16 protein-coding genes are annotated in these 22,323 nt (G+C 74.5%); 13 read left to right on the top strand and 3 right to left on the bottom strand.

What is annotated here, in order from left to right; translation table 11 throughout:
* Positions 1 to 486: 486 nt before the first annotated feature.
* Complete coding sequence (locus ACI79X_RS13080) at positions 487 to 2,625, bottom strand: acyltransferase family protein (RefSeq protein WP_457025835.1); 2,139 nt, start codon at positions 2,623 to 2,625, stop codon at positions 487 to 489.
* Positions 2,626 to 2,860: 235 nt separating this feature from the next.
* On the opposite strand from ACI79X_RS13080, the gene ACI79X_RS13075 reads away from it, so the two are divergent.
* From ACI79X_RS13075 to ACI79X_RS13055, 5 genes are all read left to right on the top strand, one after another.
* On the top strand, positions 2,861 to 3,523 hold the full coding sequence (locus ACI79X_RS13075; RefSeq protein ID WP_457025834.1) for an SGNH/GDSL hydrolase family protein: 663 nt from the start codon (positions 2,861 to 2,863) through the stop codon (positions 3,521 to 3,523).
* A 68-nt stretch (positions 3,524 to 3,591) separates the two neighbouring features.
* On the top strand, positions 3,592 to 4,134 hold the full coding sequence (locus ACI79X_RS13070; RefSeq protein ID WP_457025833.1) for a phosphatase PAP2 family protein: 543 nt from the start codon (positions 3,592 to 3,594) through the stop codon (positions 4,132 to 4,134).
* Complete coding sequence (locus tag ACI79X_RS13065; protein ID WP_336027904.1) at positions 4,131 to 5,132, top strand: decaprenyl-phosphate phosphoribosyltransferase; 1,002 nt, start codon at positions 4,131 to 4,133, stop codon at positions 5,130 to 5,132. Before ACI79X_RS13070 ends, ACI79X_RS13065 begins: the two co-directional genes overlap by 4 nt.
* Positions 5,129 to 6,493, top strand: a complete 1,365-nt coding sequence (locus tag ACI79X_RS13060) for an FAD-binding protein (RefSeq protein ID WP_457025832.1) — start codon at positions 5,129 to 5,131, stop codon at positions 6,491 to 6,493. Before ACI79X_RS13065 ends, ACI79X_RS13060 begins: the two co-directional genes overlap by 4 nt.
* Positions 6,490 to 7,245 (top strand): decaprenylphospho-beta-D-erythro-pentofuranosid-2-ulose 2-reductase, encoded by a 756-nt coding sequence (locus ACI79X_RS13055; protein WP_457025831.1) that lies wholly within the window; start codon positions 6,490 to 6,492, stop codon positions 7,243 to 7,245. Before ACI79X_RS13060 ends, ACI79X_RS13055 begins: the two co-directional genes overlap by 4 nt.
* A 61-nt stretch (positions 7,246 to 7,306) precedes the next feature.
* Here ACI79X_RS13055 and ACI79X_RS13050 read toward each other — a convergent pair whose 3' ends face one another.
* Positions 7,307 to 8,887, bottom strand: a complete 1,581-nt coding sequence (locus ACI79X_RS13050) for an LCP family protein (RefSeq protein WP_457025830.1) — start codon at positions 8,885 to 8,887, stop codon at positions 7,307 to 7,309.
* Between the two features lie 184 nt (positions 8,888 to 9,071).
* On the opposite strand from ACI79X_RS13050, the gene rfbB reads away from it, so the two are divergent.
* The 8 genes from rfbB to glfT1 all read left to right on the top strand — a co-directional run bounded on the left by rfbB (position 9,072) and on the right by glfT1 (position 20,221).
* Positions 9,072 to 10,070: a dTDP-glucose 4,6-dehydratase gene (rfbB, locus tag ACI79X_RS13045; protein WP_457025829.1), complete on the top strand. Its 999-nt coding sequence runs from the start codon at positions 9,072 to 9,074 to the stop codon at positions 10,068 to 10,070.
* Positions 10,067 to 10,960: a dTDP-4-dehydrorhamnose reductase gene (gene rfbD / locus ACI79X_RS13040; protein WP_457025828.1), complete on the top strand. Its 894-nt coding sequence runs from the start codon at positions 10,067 to 10,069 to the stop codon at positions 10,958 to 10,960. Before rfbB ends, rfbD begins: the two co-directional genes overlap by 4 nt.
* A gap of 231 nt (positions 10,961 to 11,191) precedes the next feature.
* Positions 11,192 to 14,128: an N-acetylmuramoyl-L-alanine amidase gene (locus tag ACI79X_RS13035; protein WP_457025827.1), complete on the top strand. Its 2,937-nt coding sequence runs from the start codon at positions 11,192 to 11,194 to the stop codon at positions 14,126 to 14,128.
* 62 nt (positions 14,129 to 14,190) lie between these two features.
* Complete coding sequence (locus tag ACI79X_RS13030; RefSeq protein ID WP_457025826.1) at positions 14,191 to 14,721, top strand: hypothetical protein; 531 nt, start codon at positions 14,191 to 14,193, stop codon at positions 14,719 to 14,721.
* On the top strand, positions 14,718 to 17,633 hold the full coding sequence (locus tag ACI79X_RS13025; protein WP_457025825.1) for a hypothetical protein: 2,916 nt from the start codon (positions 14,718 to 14,720) through the stop codon (positions 17,631 to 17,633). The genes ACI79X_RS13030 and ACI79X_RS13025 overlap by 4 nt, the downstream gene beginning before the upstream one ends.
* A 76-nt stretch (positions 17,634 to 17,709) precedes the next feature.
* Positions 17,710 to 18,546: a galactan export ABC transporter permease subunit Wzm/RfbD gene (gene wzm / locus ACI79X_RS13020; RefSeq protein ID WP_457025824.1), complete on the top strand. Its 837-nt coding sequence runs from the start codon at positions 17,710 to 17,712 to the stop codon at positions 18,544 to 18,546.
* Positions 18,543 to 19,313: a galactan export ABC transporter ATP-binding subunit Wzt/RfbE gene (wzt, locus tag ACI79X_RS13015; protein WP_457025823.1), complete on the top strand. Its 771-nt coding sequence runs from the start codon at positions 18,543 to 18,545 to the stop codon at positions 19,311 to 19,313. The genes wzm and wzt overlap by 4 nt, the downstream gene beginning before the upstream one ends.
* On the top strand, positions 19,310 to 20,221 hold the full coding sequence (gene glfT1, locus ACI79X_RS13010; protein WP_457025822.1) for a galactofuranosyltransferase GlfT1: 912 nt from the start codon (positions 19,310 to 19,312) through the stop codon (positions 20,219 to 20,221). Before wzt ends, glfT1 begins: the two co-directional genes overlap by 4 nt.
* A gap of 101 nt (positions 20,222 to 20,322) precedes the next feature.
* Here glfT1 and ACI79X_RS13005 read toward each other — a convergent pair whose 3' ends face one another.
* On the bottom strand, positions 20,323 to 22,290 hold the full coding sequence (locus ACI79X_RS13005) for a glycosyltransferase (RefSeq protein ID WP_457025821.1): 1,968 nt from the start codon (positions 22,288 to 22,290) through the stop codon (positions 20,323 to 20,325).
* Between the last annotated feature and the right edge of the window lie 33 nt (positions 22,291 to 22,323).

Genomic DNA, 22,323 nt, shown 5'->3' with positions numbered 1-22,323 from the left:
TCTCACGGACGTCCGTGCCCCGGTGCAGCGGGCGCTCCAGGCCCTGGGGCCGGTCGCGGTGTGGACCGGCGACTCCCTGGGCGACATCTCCTGCGTCCACGAGGTCGAACCGCCCGGGACGGGGCCGCGACGGTGTTCGTCCCCGCGGTCCTGCCCCACGCCGCGGTGCGCACGAGCGCGGGGCAGCGGCTGACCGGGTTCGCGCGCCCGGACGAGGACGAGGGGCTGGCCGGCGCCGTCGTCGCCCTGCTGGCGGAACAGGGGCTGGTCGTGCGGGCCGACGAGGTGTGCCGCGCCCGGCGTCCGCGGCCCGACCTCCCCGGCGACCCCCCGCCGTCGTCCTTCGAGGCCCTCCTCCAGGACGAGTCCGGAACACCCGCGACTGGTACCGGGCCGGTGATCCGGACTCCTCCGACGGCGGTCCGTGGACGGCACAGCGCCCCCGGGCCCGGGTGGGCCCGGGGGCGCCGGCGCGTCGTCGGAGGGTCAGACCCGCTGGGCGATGACCTGCCCCAGCGTGCGCGAGAACGTCGCGGTGAGGTGCGAGCCGTCGAAGTAGACGATCACGCCGCCGATGAGCTCGTGGCAGGTCTGCTCGTCGCAGAAGACGTCGGTCAGGTCGAGCACCGAGATGCGGTCGTCGCCCAGCTCCTCGACGGCCTGCACGATGCGGTCGGGGGAGAGCCGGACGTCGCGCGGGCCGGCGCACGGGTCGTCGGTCTCGCCGACGCGGGCGATGCAGTCCGGCGCGCTCGACTCCAGGTTCACCAGCTCCGGGCCGGGGTGGAAGCCGTTGGTGGTGGGCACCGCGCGGATGACCGTCACGTCCTTGCCGGCGTCGGCCAGCCGCTGCAGCGAGCCCGCGACCAGGTCGGTCGGGAACTCCGCGTGCAGCTCGCCCGACTCGTCCTCGTACCGGTAGACGTCGGAGCGGTAGCTGGTGAAGACCCGGCTGATCGAGGGGTCGTCGGCGATCTGCTGGATCGCCGCCTCGCCCCACTCGCCGCACGCCGGGCGCTCCTCGGCGGGCTGACCGACGGCGGGCAGCTGCGAGCTGGCCAGCGCCGGGCAGCCGGCCTTCATGTAGGTGACCACCGCCCAGTCCTTGCGCTCGGCGACGGTCTCCATCGCCTCGTAGAGGCTCGCGGTGTGCGAGTCGCCGAGCAGGGCGACGGTCTCCACCGGGTCCTCGCTGCCGAAGCGGCAGGTGACGACGTCCGTCTCGGCCAGCACCGACAGGCACTGGAAGCCGTGCGGCAGGTCGCTCTTGGCGAAGATCGGGTTGGCGGCGTCGCCCTCGTAGGCGTACGGGTCGCCGCAGCCGTTGGCCGGGTCGGTGGCGCCGGCGCCGAAGCACGGGTCACCGCCCGCGGCGTAGGCGGCCGCGGCCGCCCGGGCCTTGTCGACCTCCGACTGCACGTAGAACCAGCCGCCGGCCGCGCAGCCCACGACGAGCGCGGTCGCCGCGAGGGTGGCCACGAAGGTGGTGCCGTTGCCGCGGCGGGCCAGCGGCGTGCCGGTGCGCACCGGGTCCTCGATCCACACCTTGGTGGCCCACGCCAGCACGACGGTGGCGACCAGGACGGCGAGCTTCGCCGTCGTGCCCATCTCGTGGCCGAGGGCGAAGGGCGCGATCACGACCAGCGGCCAGTGCCACAGGTAGGCGGAGTAGGAGACGTCGCCGAGGAACCGCACCGGACCGAAGTCGGCCAGCGTGGTGGGGCTCCAGTCCCAGCGCGGGGCGCCGGCCCAGATGACGGCGACGGTGCCCAGCACGGGCACGAGCGCGGCGGTGCCCGGGAACGGCGTCAGCGCGGTGAAGGCGAAGGCGGAGTAGGCGATGGCGCCGAAGCCGGCCCACGAGACCAGCGTCCGCAGCTTCTCCCGACCCTCCGGCGGGGTGGCGGCCACGAGGGCCAGCAGGCCGCCCAGACCGAACTCCCAGGCGCGGGCCGGGGTGGTGAAGTACGCGTCGGGCGGGCTGGTGACCGTGGTCGACAGCGAGTACAGGAACGAGCCGACGGTCAGCGCGCCGAACAGGACGCCGACGGCGAGGCGGCGGTGCACCCCGGCCTTCACGGCGACCCAGGCGGCGGCCACGACCAGCAGCGGCCAGACGAGGTAGAACTGCTCCTCGGTCGACAGCGACCAGTAGTGCTGCGCCGGCGAGGCGGCGTTGGTGTGCGCGAGGTAGTCGACGGCATCGCCGGCGAGCAGCCAGTTCTCGACGTAGAGCGCCGAGGCGCCGACCTCGCGCAGCCAGCCCTGCCAGTAGGTCTGGGGAACCCACACGACGGTGGCGACGGCGCTGGCCACGAGCACGAGCAGCGACGCCGGCAGCAGCCGGCGGGCGCGGCGGGCCCAGAACTGCGCCAGCTTCACGCGCCCGGTGCGCTCGACCTCGCGCAGCAGGTGCGCGGTGATGAGGAAGCCCGAGACGACGAAGAAGACGTCGACGCCGACGTAGCCGCCGGGCACCCGCAGCGGGACCACGTGGTAGAGGACGACCAGCGACATCGCGAGCGCGCGCAGCGCCTGGATCTCGACCCGGACGCCGGACTGCTTCTCCGGGGCCGCCGGTGGGGGAGGCGTGTCGCCGTCGCGGGGCGGGACGACCGGCGGCACGGGGGCCATCCGCACGGTGCTCGTCGGCAGGCCTGCCCCCGGCACCCCCGCCGTCGTCGGATCCATCGTCCCCAGTCGACCAGACACGCTGCTCTCTCCTGCATCCGGTGCGGCGGCGCACGCCTGCACCCGTTCGGTCCAGGTCGGCGGCGACACCGGCGACCGACGGACTGAATGTAACGAAACGGGTACTGAGAGGAACCGGTCCGACGCGCCCGTCGGCGACACTCGAGGGGTGTCCCGCACCCCTCGTCACACCCGTCCCACGACCGCGGCCGCGGTGGTCGCGGCGGCCGCGCTGTCCCTCGCAGGATGCACGTCCGGGGACGGCGGCGACACCCCTCCGTCCCCGCCGGCCGACGCGGTCCGGCTGGCCGCGGTCGGCGACTCGATCACCCAGGCCGACGGCGACGTGCCCGCAGGCGTCCTGGGCCGCGAGTCCTGGCTGTCCACGGCGGCGACCGACGGCGTCGTGTTCGCCGGCGGCTGGGCCCGGCCCGGCGCGACGACGGCCGACATGCTGGCCGCCGCCGGGCCGGTGGACGCCGACGTGCTCGTCGTCCTCGCCGGCACGAACGACCCGGGCGCGGGCCTGACGGAGGCCGAGACGGCCGACAACGTCCGCGGCATCGTCGAGGCGGTCGGCGTCGAGCGCGTGGTGCTGTCGGCGGTGCCCCCGCGCGACGAGGCGCCGGCCGTCGCCGTCGCCACCAACGCGGCGCTCGAGGTCCTCGCGGAGGAGGAGGGCTGGACCTTCGCCGACTCCGCGGCGGGCGTCCGGTCGGGGGACCGCTTCGCCCCCGGCATGGCCACCGACGGCCTGCACCCCTCGGAGGAGGGTGCGGCGGTCATCGGGGCGGCCCTGCGGGAGGCCGTCCTGGAGGCCGCGGGGGCTTGATCCCCGGACGGGTGAGCGCCCTTCGTGACCGGGCGGGGGCTCTGCGTGAACGCCTACGCTCGGGACACATGGGCTCGGGACAGGTGGGGACGACCCGGGCGGCACTGGCCCGGGGTGAGGTGGCGCTCCTCGGCGCCACCCGGCGGGCGCTCGGGCGCACGCCGGCGGTGCCGGTGGCGCGCGGGCTGTCGCTGTTCGGTGAGCACGCGGCCGGCTGGCTGCTGCTCGGTGCCGCCGGCTGGCTGCGCGGCCGCGACCGCCGCGACTGGGCGACGGCGACGCTCGGCGTGCTGCTGGCCCACGGCGCCGCGGTCGGCGTCAAGCGGGCCGCCCGCCGCTCCCGCCCCGTGCTCGAGGCGGTGCCGTCGCTGGTGCGCACCCCCAGCACGCTGTCGTTCCCGAGCGCGCACGCCGCCTCGACCGCCGCGGCCGCCGCCGGCTTCGGCCCGCTCGTCGGGCGGCCGGTGATGAACGCCGCCCTCGGCGCCATGGCGGTCTCCCGGGTGCTGCTCGGCGTGCACTGGCCCACCGACGTCGTGGCGGGCGCCGTGCTGGGTACGGCGGTGGCCTCCGGCGTCCGTCGCGCCGCGACCCCAGGGGAGGACCGATGACCAGCGGACCCGAGGCCCGGCGGGCCGAGCGCGAGGCCGAGGTCCCGGCGCCGCGGGGCGCCACCGCCGCCGCCGACGCCGCACTGCCGCCGCCCGGCGAGCTCCCGCCCCGCCCGCCCGGCGCGCGCGGCTCGCTGGCGGTGGGCCTGGTGCGCGCCGTCCGCCCGCGGCAGTGGGTGAAGAACGTGCTCGTCCTGGCCGCGCCCGCCGCCGCCGGGCGGCTGTTCGAGCAGGACGTCGCCCGGGCCACGCTGCTCGCGCTGGTCCTCTTCTGCGCGGTGTCGGCCGGCATCTACCTGGTCAACGACGTCGTCGACGTCGAGGAGGACCGCCGGCACCCGAAGAAGCGCTTCCGGCCGATCGCCGCGGGCATCGTCCCACGGGGCCTGGCCCTCGGGCTGGCCGTCGTCCTGTTCGCCGGGGCGCTGGTGCTCGGCTCGCTGTTCGCCCGCCCGGCCCTGGGCTGGGTGCTCGGCGTCTACGTCGTGATCCAGCTCGGCTACTGCCTGTGGCTCAAGCACCAGCCGGTCATCGACCTGGCGATCGTCGCCTCGGGCTTCCTGCTGCGCACGGTCGCCGGCGGTGTCGCGGCGGGCATCGCCATCTCGCAGTGGTTCCTGCTCGTGGCCGCGTTCGGGTCGCTGTTCATGGTCGCCGGCAAGCGCTACTCGGAACTGGTCGTCCTCGGCGAGGAGGCCGCCACCCGCAAGTCGCTGCGCGAGTACTCGGCCAGCTACCTGCGCTTCGTGTGGAGCATGTCGGCCGGGGTCACCGTCACCGTCTACAGCCTGTGGGCCTTCGAGATCGGCCGCACCCAGGACGGCATCCCCTGGTCGACCATCTCGATCGCGCCCTTCGTCCTCGGTCTGCTGCGGCACGCGGTGGACCTCGACCGCGGCGCCGCCGGCGCGCCGGAGGAGGTCGTCCTGAACGACAAGGTCCTGCTGCTCATCGGCACGGTGTGGGTGGCCACCCTCGGCCTGGGGGTGTTCCTGTGACCGCCACGCTGCCCGCCCGCGAGCAGCAGCTGACCGGCTGGGGGCGCACCGCGCCCACCCGCGCCAGCGTCACCAGCGTCCGCTCGGTCGACGACGTCGCGGCGGTGGTCGGCGGCTCCGGCCCGCGCGGCGTGCTCGCCCGCGGCCTGGCCCGCAGCTACGGCGACGCCGCGCAGAACGCCGGCGGCGCCGTGCTCGACCTCACCGGCCTGGACCGCGTGCTCGCCGCCGACCTGGTCACCGGCGAGCTCGACGTCGAGGCCGGCGCCTCCCTCGACCGGCTCATGCAGCTGTTCGTGCCGCTGGGCTGGTTCGTGCCGGTCACCGCCGGCACCCGCTACGTGACCGTGGGCGGGGCGATCGCCGCCGACATCCACGGCAAGAACCACCACCGCGTCGGCAGCTTCGGCGCGCACGTGGCCTGGCTGGACCTGGTCACCGCCGACGGGCAGGAGCGCCGGGTCGGCCCCGACACCGACCCCGACCTGTTCTGGGCCACCGTCGGCGGCATGGGCCTGACCGGTGTCATCGTGCGGGCCCGCGTGCGGATGAAGCCGATCGAGACCTCGCGCGTCGTCGTCGACACCGACCGCACGCCCGACCTGGACTCCCTGCTCGACCTGCTCACCACCACCGACCACCACTACGACTACTCGGTGGCCTGGATCGACTGCGTGGCCCGCGGCCGGCGGATGGGCCGCTCGGTGCTCACCCGCGGCCGGTTCGCCCGCCGCGACGAGCTGCCGGCGCGGGCGCAGCGCGACCCGCTGCGCTACCGCGGCGACGTGCTGCTCTCCGTGCCGCCGGTCGTCCCCGGCGGCCTGCTCAACCGGCTCACCGTCTCGGCGTTCAACGAGCTCTGGTACCGCAAGGCCCCGCAGCGCAAGCGGGACCAGCTGCAGACCATCCCCACCTTCTTCCACCCGCTCGACGGCGTGGGGGAGTGGAACCGCGTCTACGGCCCGGGCGGGTTCGTCCAGTACCAGTTCCTCGTGCCGTTCGGGCAGGAGGACGCCCTGCGCACCGCCCTCGAGCGGATCTCCGGCTCGGGCACCGCGTCCTTCCTCGCCGTCCTCAAGCGGTTCGGCGAGGGCGACCCCGGGTTCCTGTCCTTCCCGGCACCCGGCTGGACGCTCGCGCTCGACATCCCGGTCGTCCCCGGCCTCGCCCGGCTGCTCGACGACCTCGACGAGCTGGTGGTCGCCGCCGGCGGCCGGATCTACCTGGCCAAGGACGCGCGCGTCCGGCCGGAGGTCTTCGCCGGCATGTACCCCGACCTCGACCGCTTCCGCGCCGTCCGCGCGCGGGTCGACCCCGACGGGGTCTTCACGTCCGACCTCGCCCGGAGGCTGTCCCTGTGATCGACGCGCTCGGTTCCGTCGGCTCCCTGCTGCTGGTGGGCGGGACGTCGGACATCGCCGTGGCCACCGCCCGCCGCTACCTGCAGGAGCGGCCGCTGCGGGTGGTCCTCGCCGCCCGCGACACCCCGCGGCGGGCCGCCGTCGCCGAGGAGCTCACCGGCCTCGGCGCCACCGTCGAGGTGCTCACCTTCGACGCCGAGCACCTCGACGACCCCGCCGGCCTGGTGGCCGCCGCGGCCGCGGGCGGGGACGTCGACGTCGCCGTCGTCGCGGTCGGCCAGCTCGGCGACCAGGAGGTGCTGGCCGACGACCCGGTCGCCGCCGCCCGCCTGGCCCGGGTCAACTACGAGGCGCCGGTCGCCATCGGCACCGCGCTGGCCGCGCACATGCGGCGGCAGGGGCACGGCGTGATCGTCGCGCTGTCCTCGGTCGCGGGGGAGCGGGCCCGCCGCTCGAACTACGTCTACGGCTCCACCAAGGCCGGCATGGACGCGTTCTTCTCCGGCCTCGGCGACGCACTGCACGGCAGCGGCGTCTCCGTGCTCGTCGTCCGGCCCGGCTTCGTCCGCTCGAAGATGACCGAGGGGCTGCCCGAGGCCCCGCTGGCCACCACGCCCGAGGCCGTGGCCGAGGCAATCGTCGACGGCGTGCGCTCCGGGCGGCACACCGTCTGGGTGCCCGGCGCCTTCCGCGTGGTGATGAGCGGCCTGCGCCACCTGCCGCGCCCGCTCTTCCGCCGCCTGTCCATCTGAGGCGAGGGACGACCGAGGGCCCCTCTCCCGCGCGGGAGAGGGGCCCTCGGGCGTCGGGGACCTAGTTGATGCAGGTGGTGTCGGCGGCGGTGCGGGGCACCTCGGTGGGCGCCGCGGCCGTCGGCGCCGGCGGCGTCGTGGCCTGGCCGATCCCGTTGAAGTCGGTGCCCAGGACCAGTTGCACGGTGCCGGTGGAGGCGTCGCCGCTGGCCTCGGTGATGGCTCCGGGGATCTGCGCGGCCAGGGTGGTGGCCAGCGCCTCGTCGCCCGCGGCGTACCGGATCACCGTCTGGTCGTAGTCGCTGGAGTCGGCGTTGCCGGTCGAGGCGACGACGAAGCCGGCGGTCTCCAGCGAGGAGGCGGCCTCGGCGGCCAGCCCGGGGGTGCCCGAGCCGTTGTAGACCTGCACCGACACCTGCGCCGGCGCGACGGTGACCGGCGCGGCCGGGGCCTCGGACGCGGGCGCCTCGGGCTCGGCGGACAGGTCGGCGAAGAACTCGTGCAGCGTGTCCTCGTCGGCCAGCTGCAGGATCGAGCGGCCCTGCTCGTCGCGGTCGTCGCCGACGATCGGCACGGTCTGGAACTCGATGCTGCCGGGGGTGACGGCCTGCATCTGCTGGGCCAGGTCGAGAAGCACCAGGTCGCGGTCGATGGTCAGCGACTCCGACGCCGCCTGCACGAGCTCGCGCTGCTTGCCGAGGTCGAGCAGCACGTCCTCGGACAGCATCTTGCGCAGCACGCCGCCGATGAAGACCTGCTGGCGCACGATGCGGTCGAGGTCGCCGCGGGGCAGGCCGTGCCGCTGGCGGACGAACTCCAGCGCGTCGGCGCCGGCGATGACCTGCTCGCCGGCCGGGAAGACCGCGCCGGAGTACTCGGAGTCGTCGACGGCCTCGCAGAGGTTGACGGTCACGCCGCCGACCACGCTGGTCAGGTTGAAGAAGCCGAGCAGGTCGACCTCGGCGTAGTGGTCGATCTGCAGGCCGGTGAGCTGGCTGATGGTCTGCACGAGCAGCTGCGCGCCGCCGGCCTGGCGGTCGGCCTCGGGGGCGGCGTCGTCGACCTCGCTGTAGCCGTAGGCGTAGGCGGCGTTGAGCTTGTCCATGCCGTAGCCCGGGATCTCCACGTAGGAGTCGCGCGGGAAGGAGACGAACGAGGCGCTGGACCCGTCGGCCGGGATGTGCACCAGGATCATCGTGTCGGTGTTGATGCCGGAGTCGGTGCCGGCGGTGAGCTCGGCGAGCTGCTCGGGCGTGAGGTCGGCGCGGCTGTCGTTGCCGACCAGCAGCAGGTTCATCGCCTCGGGCGCGTCCCCGGCCTGGGTGTTGCCGGCGCTGGGGATGGCGTCGGTGCGGTTGACCGTCGCCTCGGCCACGCGGCCGAGGTACCAGCCCCAGCCGCTCGCGCCGAGCAGGACGACGGACAGGACGGCGGCGACCCCGCGGGCGACGGCGGCGGCGCGGCCGTTGCGGCGGCGCGCCGGGCGCGGGGCGTCGGTGTCGCGCTCGTCCCGGCCGGCGCGCGGGGCGGCGTCCGCGGCGTCCCGGGTGCGGGGGCGGGACGGGCGGCCGGCGCGCGGGTCGAGGCGCGCCGGGAGCGGCCGGCCCGGGGACGCGTCCTGCTCGTTGCGGTCTCGGCTCACGCGACCGAGGTTAGGTGCGGCCGGTGCGGCCGGGCGGCGAGCGACACGGGGGAACGCTCCGTCTCGCCGTCGCCCGCGCCCGTCTGGCACCGGCCGCCCGTCTGGTCGCGCGCGACCTCATCCGCCACGGACGTCACACACGGGGAGGATGCCCCCGGTGTCGCCCGACAGGAGGATGTCGCCCATGCGCGTGCTCGTCACCGGCGGAGCCGGGTTCATCGGCTCCCACTACGTCCGGACCATGCTCACCGGCGGCTACGCCGGCTACGAGGACGCCGAGGTCACCGTCTTCGACAAGCTGACCTACGCGGGCAACCCGGCGAACCTGGCGCCGGTGGCCGGCTCGCCGCGCTACCGGTTCGTGCAGGGCGACATCTGCCGCGCCGAGGACCTCGACGCCGCGTTGCCCGGGCACGACGTCGTCGTGAACTTCGCGGCGGAATCGCACGTCGACCGGTCGATCAGCGGTGGCGCGGCCGACTTCGTCCTGACCAACGTGCTCGGCGCCCAGGAGGTGTTCGCGGCGGCCCTGCGGCACGGCGTCCGCCGGGTCGTGCACGTGTCCACCGACGAGGTGTACGGCTCCATCGACGAGGGGTCCTGGACCGAGGAGTCGCTCCTCGAGCCCAACTCGCCGTACTCGGCGGCCAAGGCCGGCGGGGACCTCATCGCCCGCGCCTACGCCCGCACCTACGGCCTGGACGTCTCGGTCACCCGCTGCAGCAACAACTACGGGCCCTACCACTTCCCCGAGAAGGTCATCCCGCTGTTCGTCACCAACCTGCTCGACGGGCAGAAGGTGCCGCTGTACGGCGAGGGCGCCAACGTGCGCGACTGGTTGTTCGTCGACGACCACTGCCGCGGCATCCAGCTCGTCCTGGAGGAGGGGCGGCCCGGCGAGTACTACAACATCGGGGGCGGGCGGGAGCTGTCCAACCGGGAGCTCACCGAGAAGCTCCTCGAGGCCACCGGGCGCGACTGGAGCTACGTCGACCACATCGTCGACCCGCGCGGCGGCGGCCACGACCTGCGCTACTCGGTCGACTACTCGAAGACGGCGGCGCTCGGCTACGCCCCGCGGATGTCCTTCGAGGAGGGGCTGGCCCTGACCGTGCAGTGGTACCGCGACAACCGCGCGTGGTGGGAGCCGCTCAAGGCCGCGGCCTGGCGGGCCGGGGCGTGAGCGCGCCGACCGCCTGGCTCGTCACCGGCGCGCACGGGCAGCTCGGCCGGGAGCTGACCGCTCTCCTGGGCGCCCGGCCCGGCGACGAGCTCACCGCCCTCGGCCGCGACCGGCTCGACCTCACCGACGAGGACGGCGTGCGCGCCGCCGTGCGCGGCTGGCTGGCGGGCGCCCGCGCGGCCGGCCGCCGGCCGGTGCTGCTCAACGCCGCCGCCTACACCGCCGTCGACGCCGCCGAGACCGACGAGGACACCGCCCTCGTCGTCAACGGGCACGCGCCGGGCTGGCTCGCGCAGGAGGTGGCCGGCGCCGGGCGGCTGGTGCACGTGTCCACCGACTACGTGTTCAGCGGCGATGCCACCGAGCCCTACCCGGTCGACGCGCCGGTGGCCCCGCGGTCGGCCTACGGGCGCACCAAGGCGGCGGGGGAGCGGGCGGTCGCCGCGGCCGGCGGCGACGCCACCGTCGTGCGCACCGCCTGGGTCTACAGCCGGCACTCGGCGAGCTTCGTGCGGACGATGGCCGGCCGCGCCGAGGCCGGGGCGGAGGTGTCGGTCGTCGACGACCAGATCGGCTCGCCCACCTGGGCCGCGGGCCTCGCGGCGGGGCTGGTCGCGCTGGGGGAGCGGGACGAGCCGGCGCCGCCGGTGCTGCACCGCACCGACGCGGGCGCGGTCAGCTGGTTCGGCCTGGCCTGCGCGGTCTACGAGGAGCTGGGGGTGGACCCGGGCCTGGTGTCACCGACGACGACCGCCGCCTTCCCGCGTCCCGCGCCCCGGCCGGCGTGGTCGGTGCTCGACGGCGGCGCCTGGCTGGCCGCCGGGCTACCCGAGCCGCTGCCGTGGCGGGAGGCGCTGCACCGGGCGCTGGCGGTGCCGGCCGGGGTCTGAGGGTCCCGGCCGTCGTCCGATCCGCCGGGAGGGGTGGGTCCGCTGTGACCGATGGTGACGGGACGGTCCCGTCCCGTCACCGGTTCGGGCGCGTCGCCTCAAGGTCGGACGGCGCCGTGCCGATGCTCGTGGCGGACAGATGCGCCCTCGTCCGGGCGTGTGGCCGCCACGACCCCCCGGAGGTCCTCCCTCGTGCGCCGCCTACTCGCGGGAACCGCAGCCTTCGTCGCCATGACCGGCACCCTCCTGGTGCTGCCCGTCTACGCCGACCCGGGGCCCGAGGCGGTGCCGGTCGAGACGTCGGCCGAGGAGGTGCCGCTCGGCTCGGTCGAAGAGCCCGCGGCCGACGCCGAGGTGCAGGTGGGGACCACCGACCCGGTGGCCGGCGTGCCCGACACCGCGCCGGCGCTGACGGTGACCCGCACCGGCGTCGACGAGTTCTCCCTCGTCGGCGTCACCTGGGCCGCCGACCCGGCGGTCCGCGACGTCCGTGCACAGGTCCGGGTGCAGGACGCCGACGGCGCCTGGGGCGAGTGGACCGAGCTCGGCGTCGAGGACGCCGCGGTGGGCACGGACGCGACGTCCGGTACCGGGCAGCGCGGCGGGACCGCCCCGCTGTGGACGGGCCCGAGCACGGGCGTCGAGGTCGAGGTCGTCACCGTCTCGGGCGCCGCCCCGACCGACGTCCAGCTGGACCTGATCGGCTCACCGGAGAGCCCGGCCGACGCCCTGCCGGGCACGCCGGAGATCCAGGACACCGCCGACGCGGCGCTCGCGATGCCCGATGTCTACTCGCGCGCCCAGTGGGGAGCGGACGAGAACATCCGCAGCTGGGCGCCGGAGTACGCGTCCACCATCAAGGCCGCGACGCTGCACCACACGGCGGGCTCCAACAACTACGCGCCGGACGACGTGCCCCGGATCATCCGGGAGATGTACCAGTACCACGCGAAGAGCCTGGGCTGGGGCGACATCGGCTACAACGTCATCGTCGACAAGTACGGCCGCCTCTGGGAGGGCCGCTACGGCGGGCTGGCGAGCACCGTGGTCGGCGCGCACGCCGGGGGGTTCAACACCGGGACCTTCGGCGTCTCGATGATCGGCAACTACGACGTGGTCGACACGACGCAGCCGATGGTCGACGCGGTGGCGGCGATCATCGCCTGGAAGTTTTCGCTCTACAACGTCAACCCCAACGGCACGGTCCAGCTGACCTCCGGCGGCAGCACCTCGCGGTACCCCGCCGGTACGAAGGTGACCCTGCCGACGGTCTTCGGCCACCGGGACACCGGCAGCACCGCCTGCCCGGGCCGGTACGGCTACGCCAAGCTCCCCGAGATCCGCGGCAAGGTCGCCGCGCAGGTCGGCTCCGCGCTGCCGCTGGTCTCCCAGCGGTACGACACCGACGCCGCCGCCCGGGCGCTGCTCGGCGCGCAGACCACCGCCCCGACCCGCACCCCCGACGGCCGGGGCGCCTACGCCCACTACGCCAACGGCTCGATCTACGCCAGCGGCGCCACCGGCGCCCGCATCCTGCGCGGCCCGATCCGCGACAAGTGGGCTTCGCTCGGCTGGGAGAACGGCAGCCTCGGCTACCCGATCACCGACACGACCGCCACGCCCGACGGCCGCGGCCTCTACCAGCACTTCCAGAACGGCTCGATCTACTGGTCGCAGGCCACCGGCGCGCACACGATCGGTGGCGCCATCCGCGACCGCTGGGCCTCCCTCGGCTGGGAGAACGGCAGCCTCGGCTACCCGGCCTCGGACTGGACGACGACGCCCAACGGCCGCGCCCAGTACGTGCACTTCCAGAACGCCTCGGTGTACTGGTCGCAGGCCACCGGCGCCCGCGTCCTGTCCGGCCCGGTCTTCGAGGGCTGGGCGCGCACCGGCTTCGAGAACAGCCCGCTGGGCATGCCGACCACCGACGTGACGGCCACCCCCGACGGCGCCGGCCGTTTCGCGCACTTCCAGAACGGCTCGGTGTACTGGTCGCAGGCCAGCGGCGCGCACACGATCGGCGGGCCGATCCGCGACCGCTGGGCGGCCGCGGGCTGGGAGGCCGGCCCGATGGGCTACCCCGTCTCGGACTGGACGACGACGCCCAACGGCGCCGCGCAGTACGTGCACTTCCAGAAGGGCTCCGTCTACTGGTCGCAGGCCGGCGGCGCGCGCTGGCTGACCGGCGGGGTCTACGCCGCCTGGGCGGCCAGCGGCTGGGAGACCAGCGCGCTCGGCATGCCGGTCACCGACACGGCCACCACCCCCGACGGCGGCGCGACCTACGCCCACTTCCAGCGCGGCTCGGTCTACGCGACCGCCGAGCACGGCACCTCGGTGCTGAGCACCGACGTCGCCGCCGCCTGGGGGCGCACCGGCTGGGAGAACGGCCCGCTCGGCTACCCGACCGCCCCGCCGGCGCGCACCGCCGCCGCGCAGCCGGCCGGCGTGACCCTGCAGCGCTTCGAGGGCGGCGTCGTCTACGCCACCTCCGCCACCGGCGCCCACGCGGTCTCCACCGCCTTCGGCGCCGCGGTCGACGCGGCCGGCGGCAGCGAGGTGCTCGGCTACCCGACCACCGACGTGGCCACCACGCCCGACGGGCGCGGCAGCTACCAGCACTTCCAGCACGGCTCGGTCTACGCCACCGCGGCCACCGGCGCCCGCGTCGTCCGCGGCGCGGTGTACGACCTGTGGGCCCGCACCGGCTGGGAGAACGGCGTCCTCGGCTACCCGACCGTCTCGACGGCGGCCACCCCGGACGGCCAGGGCCTCTACGCCCACTTCCAGGGGGGCTCGGTCTACTGGACCCGCCCGACCGGCGCCCACCTCCTGCGCGGCGAGATCTACACCGCCTGGGCGGCGCAGGGCTGGGAGCAGGGCGCGCTGCGCTACCCGACGACCGACGTCACCACGACGCCGGACCGCAAGGGCAGCTACGCCTACTTCCAGGGCGGCGCCGTCTACAGCAGCGCCGTGGGCGGCACCCGCGTCCTGCGCGGCGCCGTCCTCGACGCCTGGGCCCGCACCGGCTGGGAGCAGGGCCGCCTCGGCTGGCCCACCTCGGACACCGCCGCGCAGCCCGGCGGCGGCACCCGCACCTCGTTCGAGCACGGGACGATCACCGTCTCCGCCTCCGGCGCGGCGACCGTGACCGTCCGCTGACCCGCTCGCCGTCCCCCGAACCGCCGACGAGCGCCCCGGCCGGGGCGCGGAGGAGAACCGTCATGACCCGTTCCACCACGACCCGCCGGACCCTCGCGGCGGTGACCCTCGCCGCCGTGTGCGCGCTGCCGGCCTGTTCCTCGGAGGGGAGCACCGATGAGGCGGGCGCGTCGTCGTCGGCGACGAGCGCCGCCGCCGAGAGCCCGGCCGCTCCGGACGAGGACGCCGACGCCACGGAGGCGCCCGTCGTCGACGAGGCCGGCGAGCCGGTGGCCACCGACGAGCCGGCGGAGGAGACCAGCGTGGCGATCTCGAACGCCTACTGGGACCCGGCCGAGGCCGCGCTGTTCGCCTCGGGGTTCGTCAGCCCGGTCGTCGAGGACGGCGGTACCTGCACGCTCCTGGTCTCGCGGGACGGCAACACCGTCCGGGCGACCGTCGAGGGCATCGCCGACGCCACCACCACCGTCTGCGACCGGCTGGTGCTGCCGGGCGACGAGCTCCGCCCGGGCACCTGGTCGGTCGTCCTGCAGTACGAGTCCGGCACGGCGTCGGGCGAGTCGGCGCCGTTCGAGGTCGAGGTGCCGGAGTGACCCCCACCCGCCGGGTCCTGGTCGCCCTGCTCACCGCGGTCTGCGGCGCGGCGGTCCTGGCCGGCGTGCTGACCACGTCGTCGGCGCCGCGGCTGGCGGAGGCCGCGGACCCCAGCCAGTTCCGCCCGGGCAACATCATCAGCGACCAGCTGTTCTTCGACGGCAACGCGATGACGGCCCCGGCCGTGCAGACCTTCCTCAACCAGAAGAACCCGAACTGCGCGGCCGCCCCCGACGGCACGCCCTGCCTGAAGAACTACCGGCAGGACACCTGGACGCGCGCGGCCGACGGGAACTGCCCGGGCGCCTACGTGGGCGCTCCCGGGGAGACCGCGGCGACGATCATCGCCAAGGTCGGCCAGGCGTGCGGTATCAGCCAGCGGGTGCTGCTGGTCCTGCTGCAGAAGGAGCAGGGTCTCGTCACCGCGAGCGGGTCGGGGCTCACCGCCACCCGCTACCAGAAGGCCACCGGCTACGCCTGCCCGGACACCGCCCCCTGCGACGCCCAGTACTTCGGCTTCTACAACCAGGTGTACATGTCCGCCTGGCGGTACAAGTGGTACGCCGCCAACCCCGGCTTCCTCGGCCGCAGGGTCGGCGCGACCGTCCAGATCCGCTACGACACCGAGGTGGAGTGCGGGTCGTCCGCGGTCTTCCTCGAGAACCAGGCGACCGTCGGGCTCTACAACTACACGCCGTACCAGCCCAACGCCGCGTCGTTGGCCGCCTACCCGAGGACCGGCGACGCCTGCTCGAGCTACGGCAACCGCAACTTCTGGTTCCAGTTCACTGACTGGTTCGGCTCCACGCAGGTCCCCGGTGCGAGCCAGGTGACCGGGCGCTACGCCGAGACCGGCGGTGCCTCCGGTCCGCTCGGTGGGACCGCGGGGAACGTGCAGTGCGGTCTGCGCAACGGCGGCTGCATCCAGAACTACGCCAAGGGCTCGATCTACTGGTCGCCGGCCACGGGCGCGCGGATCGTCTGGCTCGGCGCGGTCCGCGACAAGTGGTCCACCTACACGTGGGAGGCCGGGCCGCTCGGCTACCCGACCGGCGACGGCGTCTGCGGCCTGGCCGGCGGGGGCTGCTTCCAGGCGTTCGAGGGCGGCTCGCTCTACTGGTCGCCGGCCACCGGCGCCCACTTCGTCACCGGGGCGATCCGCGACAAGTGGGGCTCGACGTTCTACGAGTTCGGCGCGCTGGGCTACCCGCTGACCGACCAGGCCACCACGCCGAACGGTGCCGCGCAGTACGTGCACTTCCAGCGCGGGTCGATCTACTGGTCGGCGGCCACCGGGGCGCGCGTGCTCTCCGGCGCGGTGTACGACCGGTGGGCGGCCAGCGGCTGGGAGACCAGCCCGATCGGCCTGCCGGTCAGCGACGTCGCCACGACCCCCGACGGCCGGGGCAGCTTCGCGCACTTCCGGTCCGGCTCGGTCTACGCGACCAGCACCACCGGCGCGCGGATCATCCGCGGCGAGGTCTACGCCAAGTGGGCGGCGACCGGCTGGGAGAACGGCCCGCTCGGCTACCCGGTGGCCGACCAGGCCACCACACCGAACGGCGCTGCGCAGTACGTCCACTTCGAGAAGGGGTCGGTGTACTGGTCGGCCGCCACCGGCGCCCACCGGCTGGCCGGCGACGTGCTCGACGCCTGGGCCGCCACCGGCTGGGAGACCGGCACCCTGCGGCTGCCCACCAGCGACGTCGGCACCACACCCGACGGCGAGGCGCAGTACGCCCACTTCCAGGGCGGCTCGGTGTACGTGACCTCCACCGGCGCGACGGTGCTGCCGTCAGCGGTCGTCGGCGTGTGGGGCCGCAACGGCTGGGAGGGCGGTCCCCTGGGCTACCCGACCGGCGCGGCGAGCACCGCCGGCGGCGTCACGACGCAGCCGTTCGAGGGCGGCCGGGTGCACACCGGCGAGGCCGGCGGCGACGCCGTGCTCACGCCGATGGTCGCCGCCTACGACGCGGCCGGCGGTCCCACCGGCGCGCTCGGCCTGCCCACCTCGCGCACCGGGCGCACCCCCGACGGGAAGGCCACCTACCAGCACTTCCAGGGCGGGTCGGTCTACGTGACCGCCACCGGCCCGAAGGTGCTGCCGACGGCGGTCGTCGCCGTCTGGGCGCGCAGCGGCTGGGAGGGCGGCTCGCTCGGCTACCCGACCGGGGCGGCCCAGACGGCCGGCGGCGTGACGTCGCAGGCGTTCGAGCGCGGCACCGTCTACGTCTCCGGCGGCCGCGGCTCCTCCGTGCAGACCGTGCTCGCGTCGGCCTACCAGGCGGCGGGCGGGCCGGCCGGGACGCTCGGCGTGCCGGTCTCCGACACCGGGCGCACCCCGGACGGCAAGGCCACCTACCAGCACTTCGAGGGCGGCTCGATCTACTCGACCGCCACCGGCGGTGCCCGTGTCCTGCCGACGGCGTTCCGCGACGCCTGGGCGGTGAGCGGCTTCGAGCGCGGCCCGCTGGGCTACCCGGTCGGCGACGTGCGGACGACGCCCGACGGCCTGGGGGAGTACCAGCACTTCGAGACCGGGTCGATCTACCGGACCCGGGCCACCGGCGCCCACTTCCTGTACGGCGCGGTGCTCGACACCTGGGCCCGCGGCGGCTGGGAGACCGGCGTCCTCGGTTTCCCGACCACCGACGTCACGGTCACCCCGGACCGGCAGGGCCGCTACGCCTACTTCCAGGGCGGCGCGGTCTACAGCAGCCCGGCGGGCGGGACGCGCGTCGTCCGCGGCGCCGTCCTCGACGCCTGGGGGACCACCGGCTGGGAGCAGGGCCGCCTCGGCTACCCGACCGGCGACGCGCAGACCGTGGCCGGGGGCACCCGGCAGACCTTCCAGAACGGCACGATCACCGTGGACGGCGCGACGGGTGAGGCGACTGTGCAACCCCGTTGAGATGTGACGGACGGGTCGCCCCGGGGCAGCATTGCGCTCCCCGGGGCGATCTGCGTCCACAGGTAGCGTGGTCCGCATGACTGCGACGGCCGCCCCTGGCGTGCGCAGCTGGCGCAAGGCCGTCGACGACCTGTCGGACGGGTGGCGGCAGCGCCAACTGTGGGGCCACCTCGGCTGGCAGGACATCCGCCAGCGATACCGCCGATCCGTCCTCGGACCGGTGTGGATCACCATCAGCATGGCGGTCACCGCCATCGCGCTCGGCGTCCTCTACTCGGGCCTGTTCGACATCGAGCTGTCGCGGCTGCTGCCGCACGTGCTCGTCGGCTTCATCGTCTGGGCCTTCATCAGCGGCTGCATCAACGAGGGCTCCGAGGTCTTCATCGCCAACGAGGGCCTCATCAAGCACCTGCCCTCGCCGCTGTCGGTGCACGTGTACCGGCTGGTGTGGCGGCAGATCCTCTTCTTCGCGCACAACCTCCTGGTCTACGTCGTGATGCTGCTGGTCTTCCCGCAGCCGCTGAAGTGGACGGTCGTCTACGCGATCCCGGCCTTCGTCCTGCTGGCGCTCAACGGCGCCTGGGTGGCCCTGGCGGTCGGCACGATCACGGCCCGCTTCCGCGACATCCTGCCGATCACGCAGAGCATCGTGCAGCTGGCGTTCTTCCTGACGCCGATCGTCTGGATCTACGACGAGCTCGTGAACAGCCCCAACCCGGCGATCGCCGAGCGGGCGCGGCTGGCCGAGTTCAACCCGTTCCTGCACTTCGTGGAGATCATCCGCCGGCCGCTGCTGGGTCAGGACCAGGTGTGGCGGCACTGGGTGGTCGTCCTCGTCATCACGGTGGTCGGCTGGGCGCTCACGATGCTCGTCCTGCGCCGCTACCGGTCCCGCGTCTCCTACTGGGTGTGAGCGTGTCCGAGAACCCGAACAGTCCGATCGGCATCGTCACCAAGGACGCCTGCGTCGACTTCCCGATCTTCGACGCCAAGAGCCGGTCGCTGAAGAAGACCGTCGTCGGCCTGGTCGGCGGCAACGTCGACAGCAGCCGCAAGGTGCCGGTCATCGAGGCGCTGCGCGACATCACCGTCTCCCTCGACCACGGCGCCCGCGTCGGGCTGGTCGGCCACAACGGCGCCGGCAAGTCCACGCTGCTGCGGCTGCTGTCGGGCATCTACGAGCCCACCCGCGGCATCGCCGAGGTGCGCGGCCGGGTGGCCCCGGTGTTCGACCTCGGCGTCGGCATGGACCCCGAGATCTCCGGCCTCGAGAACATCATGATCCGCGGCCTGTTCCTCGGGATGACCCGCAAGCAGATGCAGGAGCGGGTCGACGACATCGCCGAGTTCACCGAGCTCGGCGACTTCCTGCACATGCCGCTGCGCACCTACTCCACCGGCATGCGCGTGCGCCTCGCCCTCGGCGTGGTCACCAGCATCGACCCGGAGATCCTGCTGCTCGACGAGGGCATCGGCGCCGTCGACGCGGCGTTCCTCGAGAAGTCCAAGCAGCGGCTGGTGGCGCTGGTCGAGCGCTCGGGCCTGCTGGTCTTCGCGTCGCACTCCGACGAGTTCCTCCGCGAGCTGTGCGACACCGCCATCTGGATGGAGCACGGCCGGATCCGGCAGCAGGGCCCCCTGGAGGACGTGCTGCGGGCCTACAAGGGCCTGCCGGCGTGACCGCGGCCGCCCCGGCCGCCGGCGAGCGGGTCGTCGCCGTCGTCGTCACCCGGCACCGCCGGGAGCTGCTCGCCGAGAGCCTGGCGGCGCTGGCGGCGCAGAGCCGGCCGGTCGACCACGTCGTCGTCGTCGACAACGGGCCGGACGAGTCGGCCGCCGACGTCGTGGCCGCCAGCGGCCTGCCCGCCACCCACCTGCCCAGCGAGCGCAACCTCGGCGGCGCCGGCGGCTTCGCCTACGGCATGCTGCACGCCCTCGCCCTGGGCGCGGACTGGGTCTGGTGCGCCGACGACGACGGCCGCCCCGCCGACGGCACCGTGCTCGCCACCCTCCTCGACGCCGCGCGGCGGCACGGGCTGGCGGAGGTCAGCCCGCTGGTCACCGACATGGCCGACCCCGACCGGCTGGCCTTCCCGCTGCGCCGCGGGCTGCGCTGGCGCCGGCACCGCAGCGACTTCGCAGGCCTCGACCTGCTGCCGAGCTACGCCTCGCTGTTCAACGGGGCGCTGTTCCGGGCCGAGGCGCTCGACGTCGTCGGCGTGCCCGACTACCGGCTGTTCTTCCGCGGCGACGAGACCGAGATCCACCGCCGGCTGCTGCGCGCGGGGCTGCCGTTCGGCACCTGCACGCAGGCGGCGTACCTGCACCCCGAGGGGACGACGGAGTTCGCGCCGATCCTCGGCGGGCGGCTGTCGGCCCAGTACCCGGCCAACGAGGTCAAGCGGTTCTTCACCTACCGCAACCGCGGCTACCTCATGGCCCAGCCCGGGATGCGCTGGCTGCGGCCGCTGGAGACGGTCCGCTTCGGCTGGTTCTTCCTGGTCTCCCGCCGCGACCCCGCGGGCTGGCGGGAGTGGCGCCGGCTCACCCGGGCCGGCCGCCAGGAGCGCCTGACCCGCCCCGCCTGACCGGCCGTCCACGGACCGCCGCACACGACGAGGCCGCCGCACACGACGAGAGGGCCCCGACCGGATCTCCGGTCGGGGCCCTCTCGTCGTGGTGCCGGGGACTACACCCGCTCGTAGCCCCACTGCTCGAAGGCGCTGCTCCAGCTGTCCATGGAGGTCAGGTCGCCCGCGGCCTCCTGGTAGCGGCGCTGCAGGTCAGGGAACTCCGCCGACATCCGGCGCAGGTACCGCGCCGACGTCGCCGCCAGCCGGCGGAACGTGGCGGGGTCGCGACGGCGGAACGTGACGCCGCGGCCGTCGGCGGTCCCCACGGTGGCGCTGTCGAGGCGGGAGAGCAGGAACCAGCGGGCGTCCTGGAACGCCAGGTTCAGCTGCGGGGTCTCCAGGTTCGCCTCGTCCACCGGCCGGGCGTTGTGCACCAGGCCCTTGACCAGCGTCTTCGCGATCGACACCGGGGACACCGGGATCTTGCGGAAGCGCACCGCCTTCGCCGTCGGCATGGACGGCAGCGGCAGGTCGGCCGAGGAGGGCAGCACCTGGCCGTCGGAGTGCGTCGCGCGCACCTCGCGGGCCCGCACGACCGACTGCGGCATGCCGCTGAACAGCCCCTCCGGCCCGGCGAGGAAGTCGCGGTAGGCCAGGTGGTGCAGCTCGACGGTCGAGTACTGCAGGTTGATCAGGAACCGCAGGTCGGCCTTGAGCATCTCGCGGAACAGCTTGCCGCCGTGCTTGTGCGGCGAGTGCAGCGCCGCGGCGACCAGCCGGTTGCGGATGTGGAAGTAGGCCTGCCAGTCGCTCGCGTCGTCCTTGTCACCCCAGGAGAGGTGCCAGATCGCGGTGCCGGGCAGCGACGCGGTCGGGAAGCCGGCCGCGAAGGCGCGCAGGCCGTACTCGGCGTCGTCCCACTTGATGAACACCGGCAGCGGCATGCCGATCCGCTCGGTGACGGCGCGGGGGATGAGGCACATCCACCAGCCGTTGTAGTCGACGTCGATCCGGCGGTGCAGGTCCGGCGACTCGCGCAGCGACTCCTTGCCGAAGTCGTGGTGGTACTCGGTGTTCGGCGCGTTGGTCCAGAAGAACGTCTCGCGGTCGACGATCTCGCCCATGCTGTGCAGCACCGAGCGGTTCTGCAGGGCCAGCATCTGCCCGCCGACGAGCATCGGGCTCTTGGCGTAGGCGGCGAAGGCGCGGGCCCGCAGCAGGCTGTCGGGCTCGATCATGATGTCGTCGTCGAGCAGCACCACGTGGGTGGCGTCGCTGCGGGTGAACGCCTCGTGCATGGTGCGCGCGAAGCCGCCGCTGCCGCCGAGGTTGGGCTGCTCGACCACGCGCAGCCGGTCGCCCAGGGCCGCCTTGACCTCGGCGTAGCCGACGGCGTCCTTGACGTGGTTGTTGCCCTGGTCGGCGATCGTGACCAGCGCCAGCCGCTCGAGCACCGCGGCGTCCTCGACCAGCGCGCGGGCGGCGGCCAGCGCGTCGACCGGGCGGTTGTAGGTGCAGATGCCGACGGCCAGCCGCGGCTCCTCGGCCGGCGCCTGCGGGGCGTACCAGCCGGCCTCGCGGACGACGGTGTCGCTGTCGGCGGTGACGTCGAACCAGTACCAGCCGCCGTCGATGAACGGCGCCAGGTCGAGCTCGAACTCCAGCGTCCGCTCGTCGTCGCCCTCGTGCGAGACGCCGGTGACGTGCATCGACTCGCCGTCGGCCTTGGAGCGGTGGACGTCGATGCGGCAGGTGCCGGCGACGGTCACCCGCAGCACGATCGAGCCGAGCACGCTCCACCGCCGCCAGTAGCTGGCCGGGAAGGCGTTGAAGTAGGTGGCGAACGAGACCTCGGAGCCGGCGGTGATCGTCCCGGAGTGGCGGCCGTCCTGCCGGACGCGGACCGGCGCGTTCTCCTCGTCGAGGTAGAGGCTGCGGACCTTCAGCGGGTCGGCCGGCCGCGGCATGAGGACGCGCTGGACCAGCGTGACGGCCTTGTCCGGGGTGAGGTCGGTCTCGGCCGGCTCGCTCACGGCGTCGGGCTTGACCGGCGCGTCGGCGACCTGGGGTGCGGTGGTCGTCATGGGGGAGTAGTCCTCTGTGTCGACGTCGGAGCG

The sequence above is a fragment of the Geodermatophilus sp. SYSU D01119 genome (genome assembly GCF_054049975.1).
The sequence above is the reverse complement of the archived record's forward strand: the minus strand, read 5'-3'. Positions and strand labels throughout refer to the sequence as shown.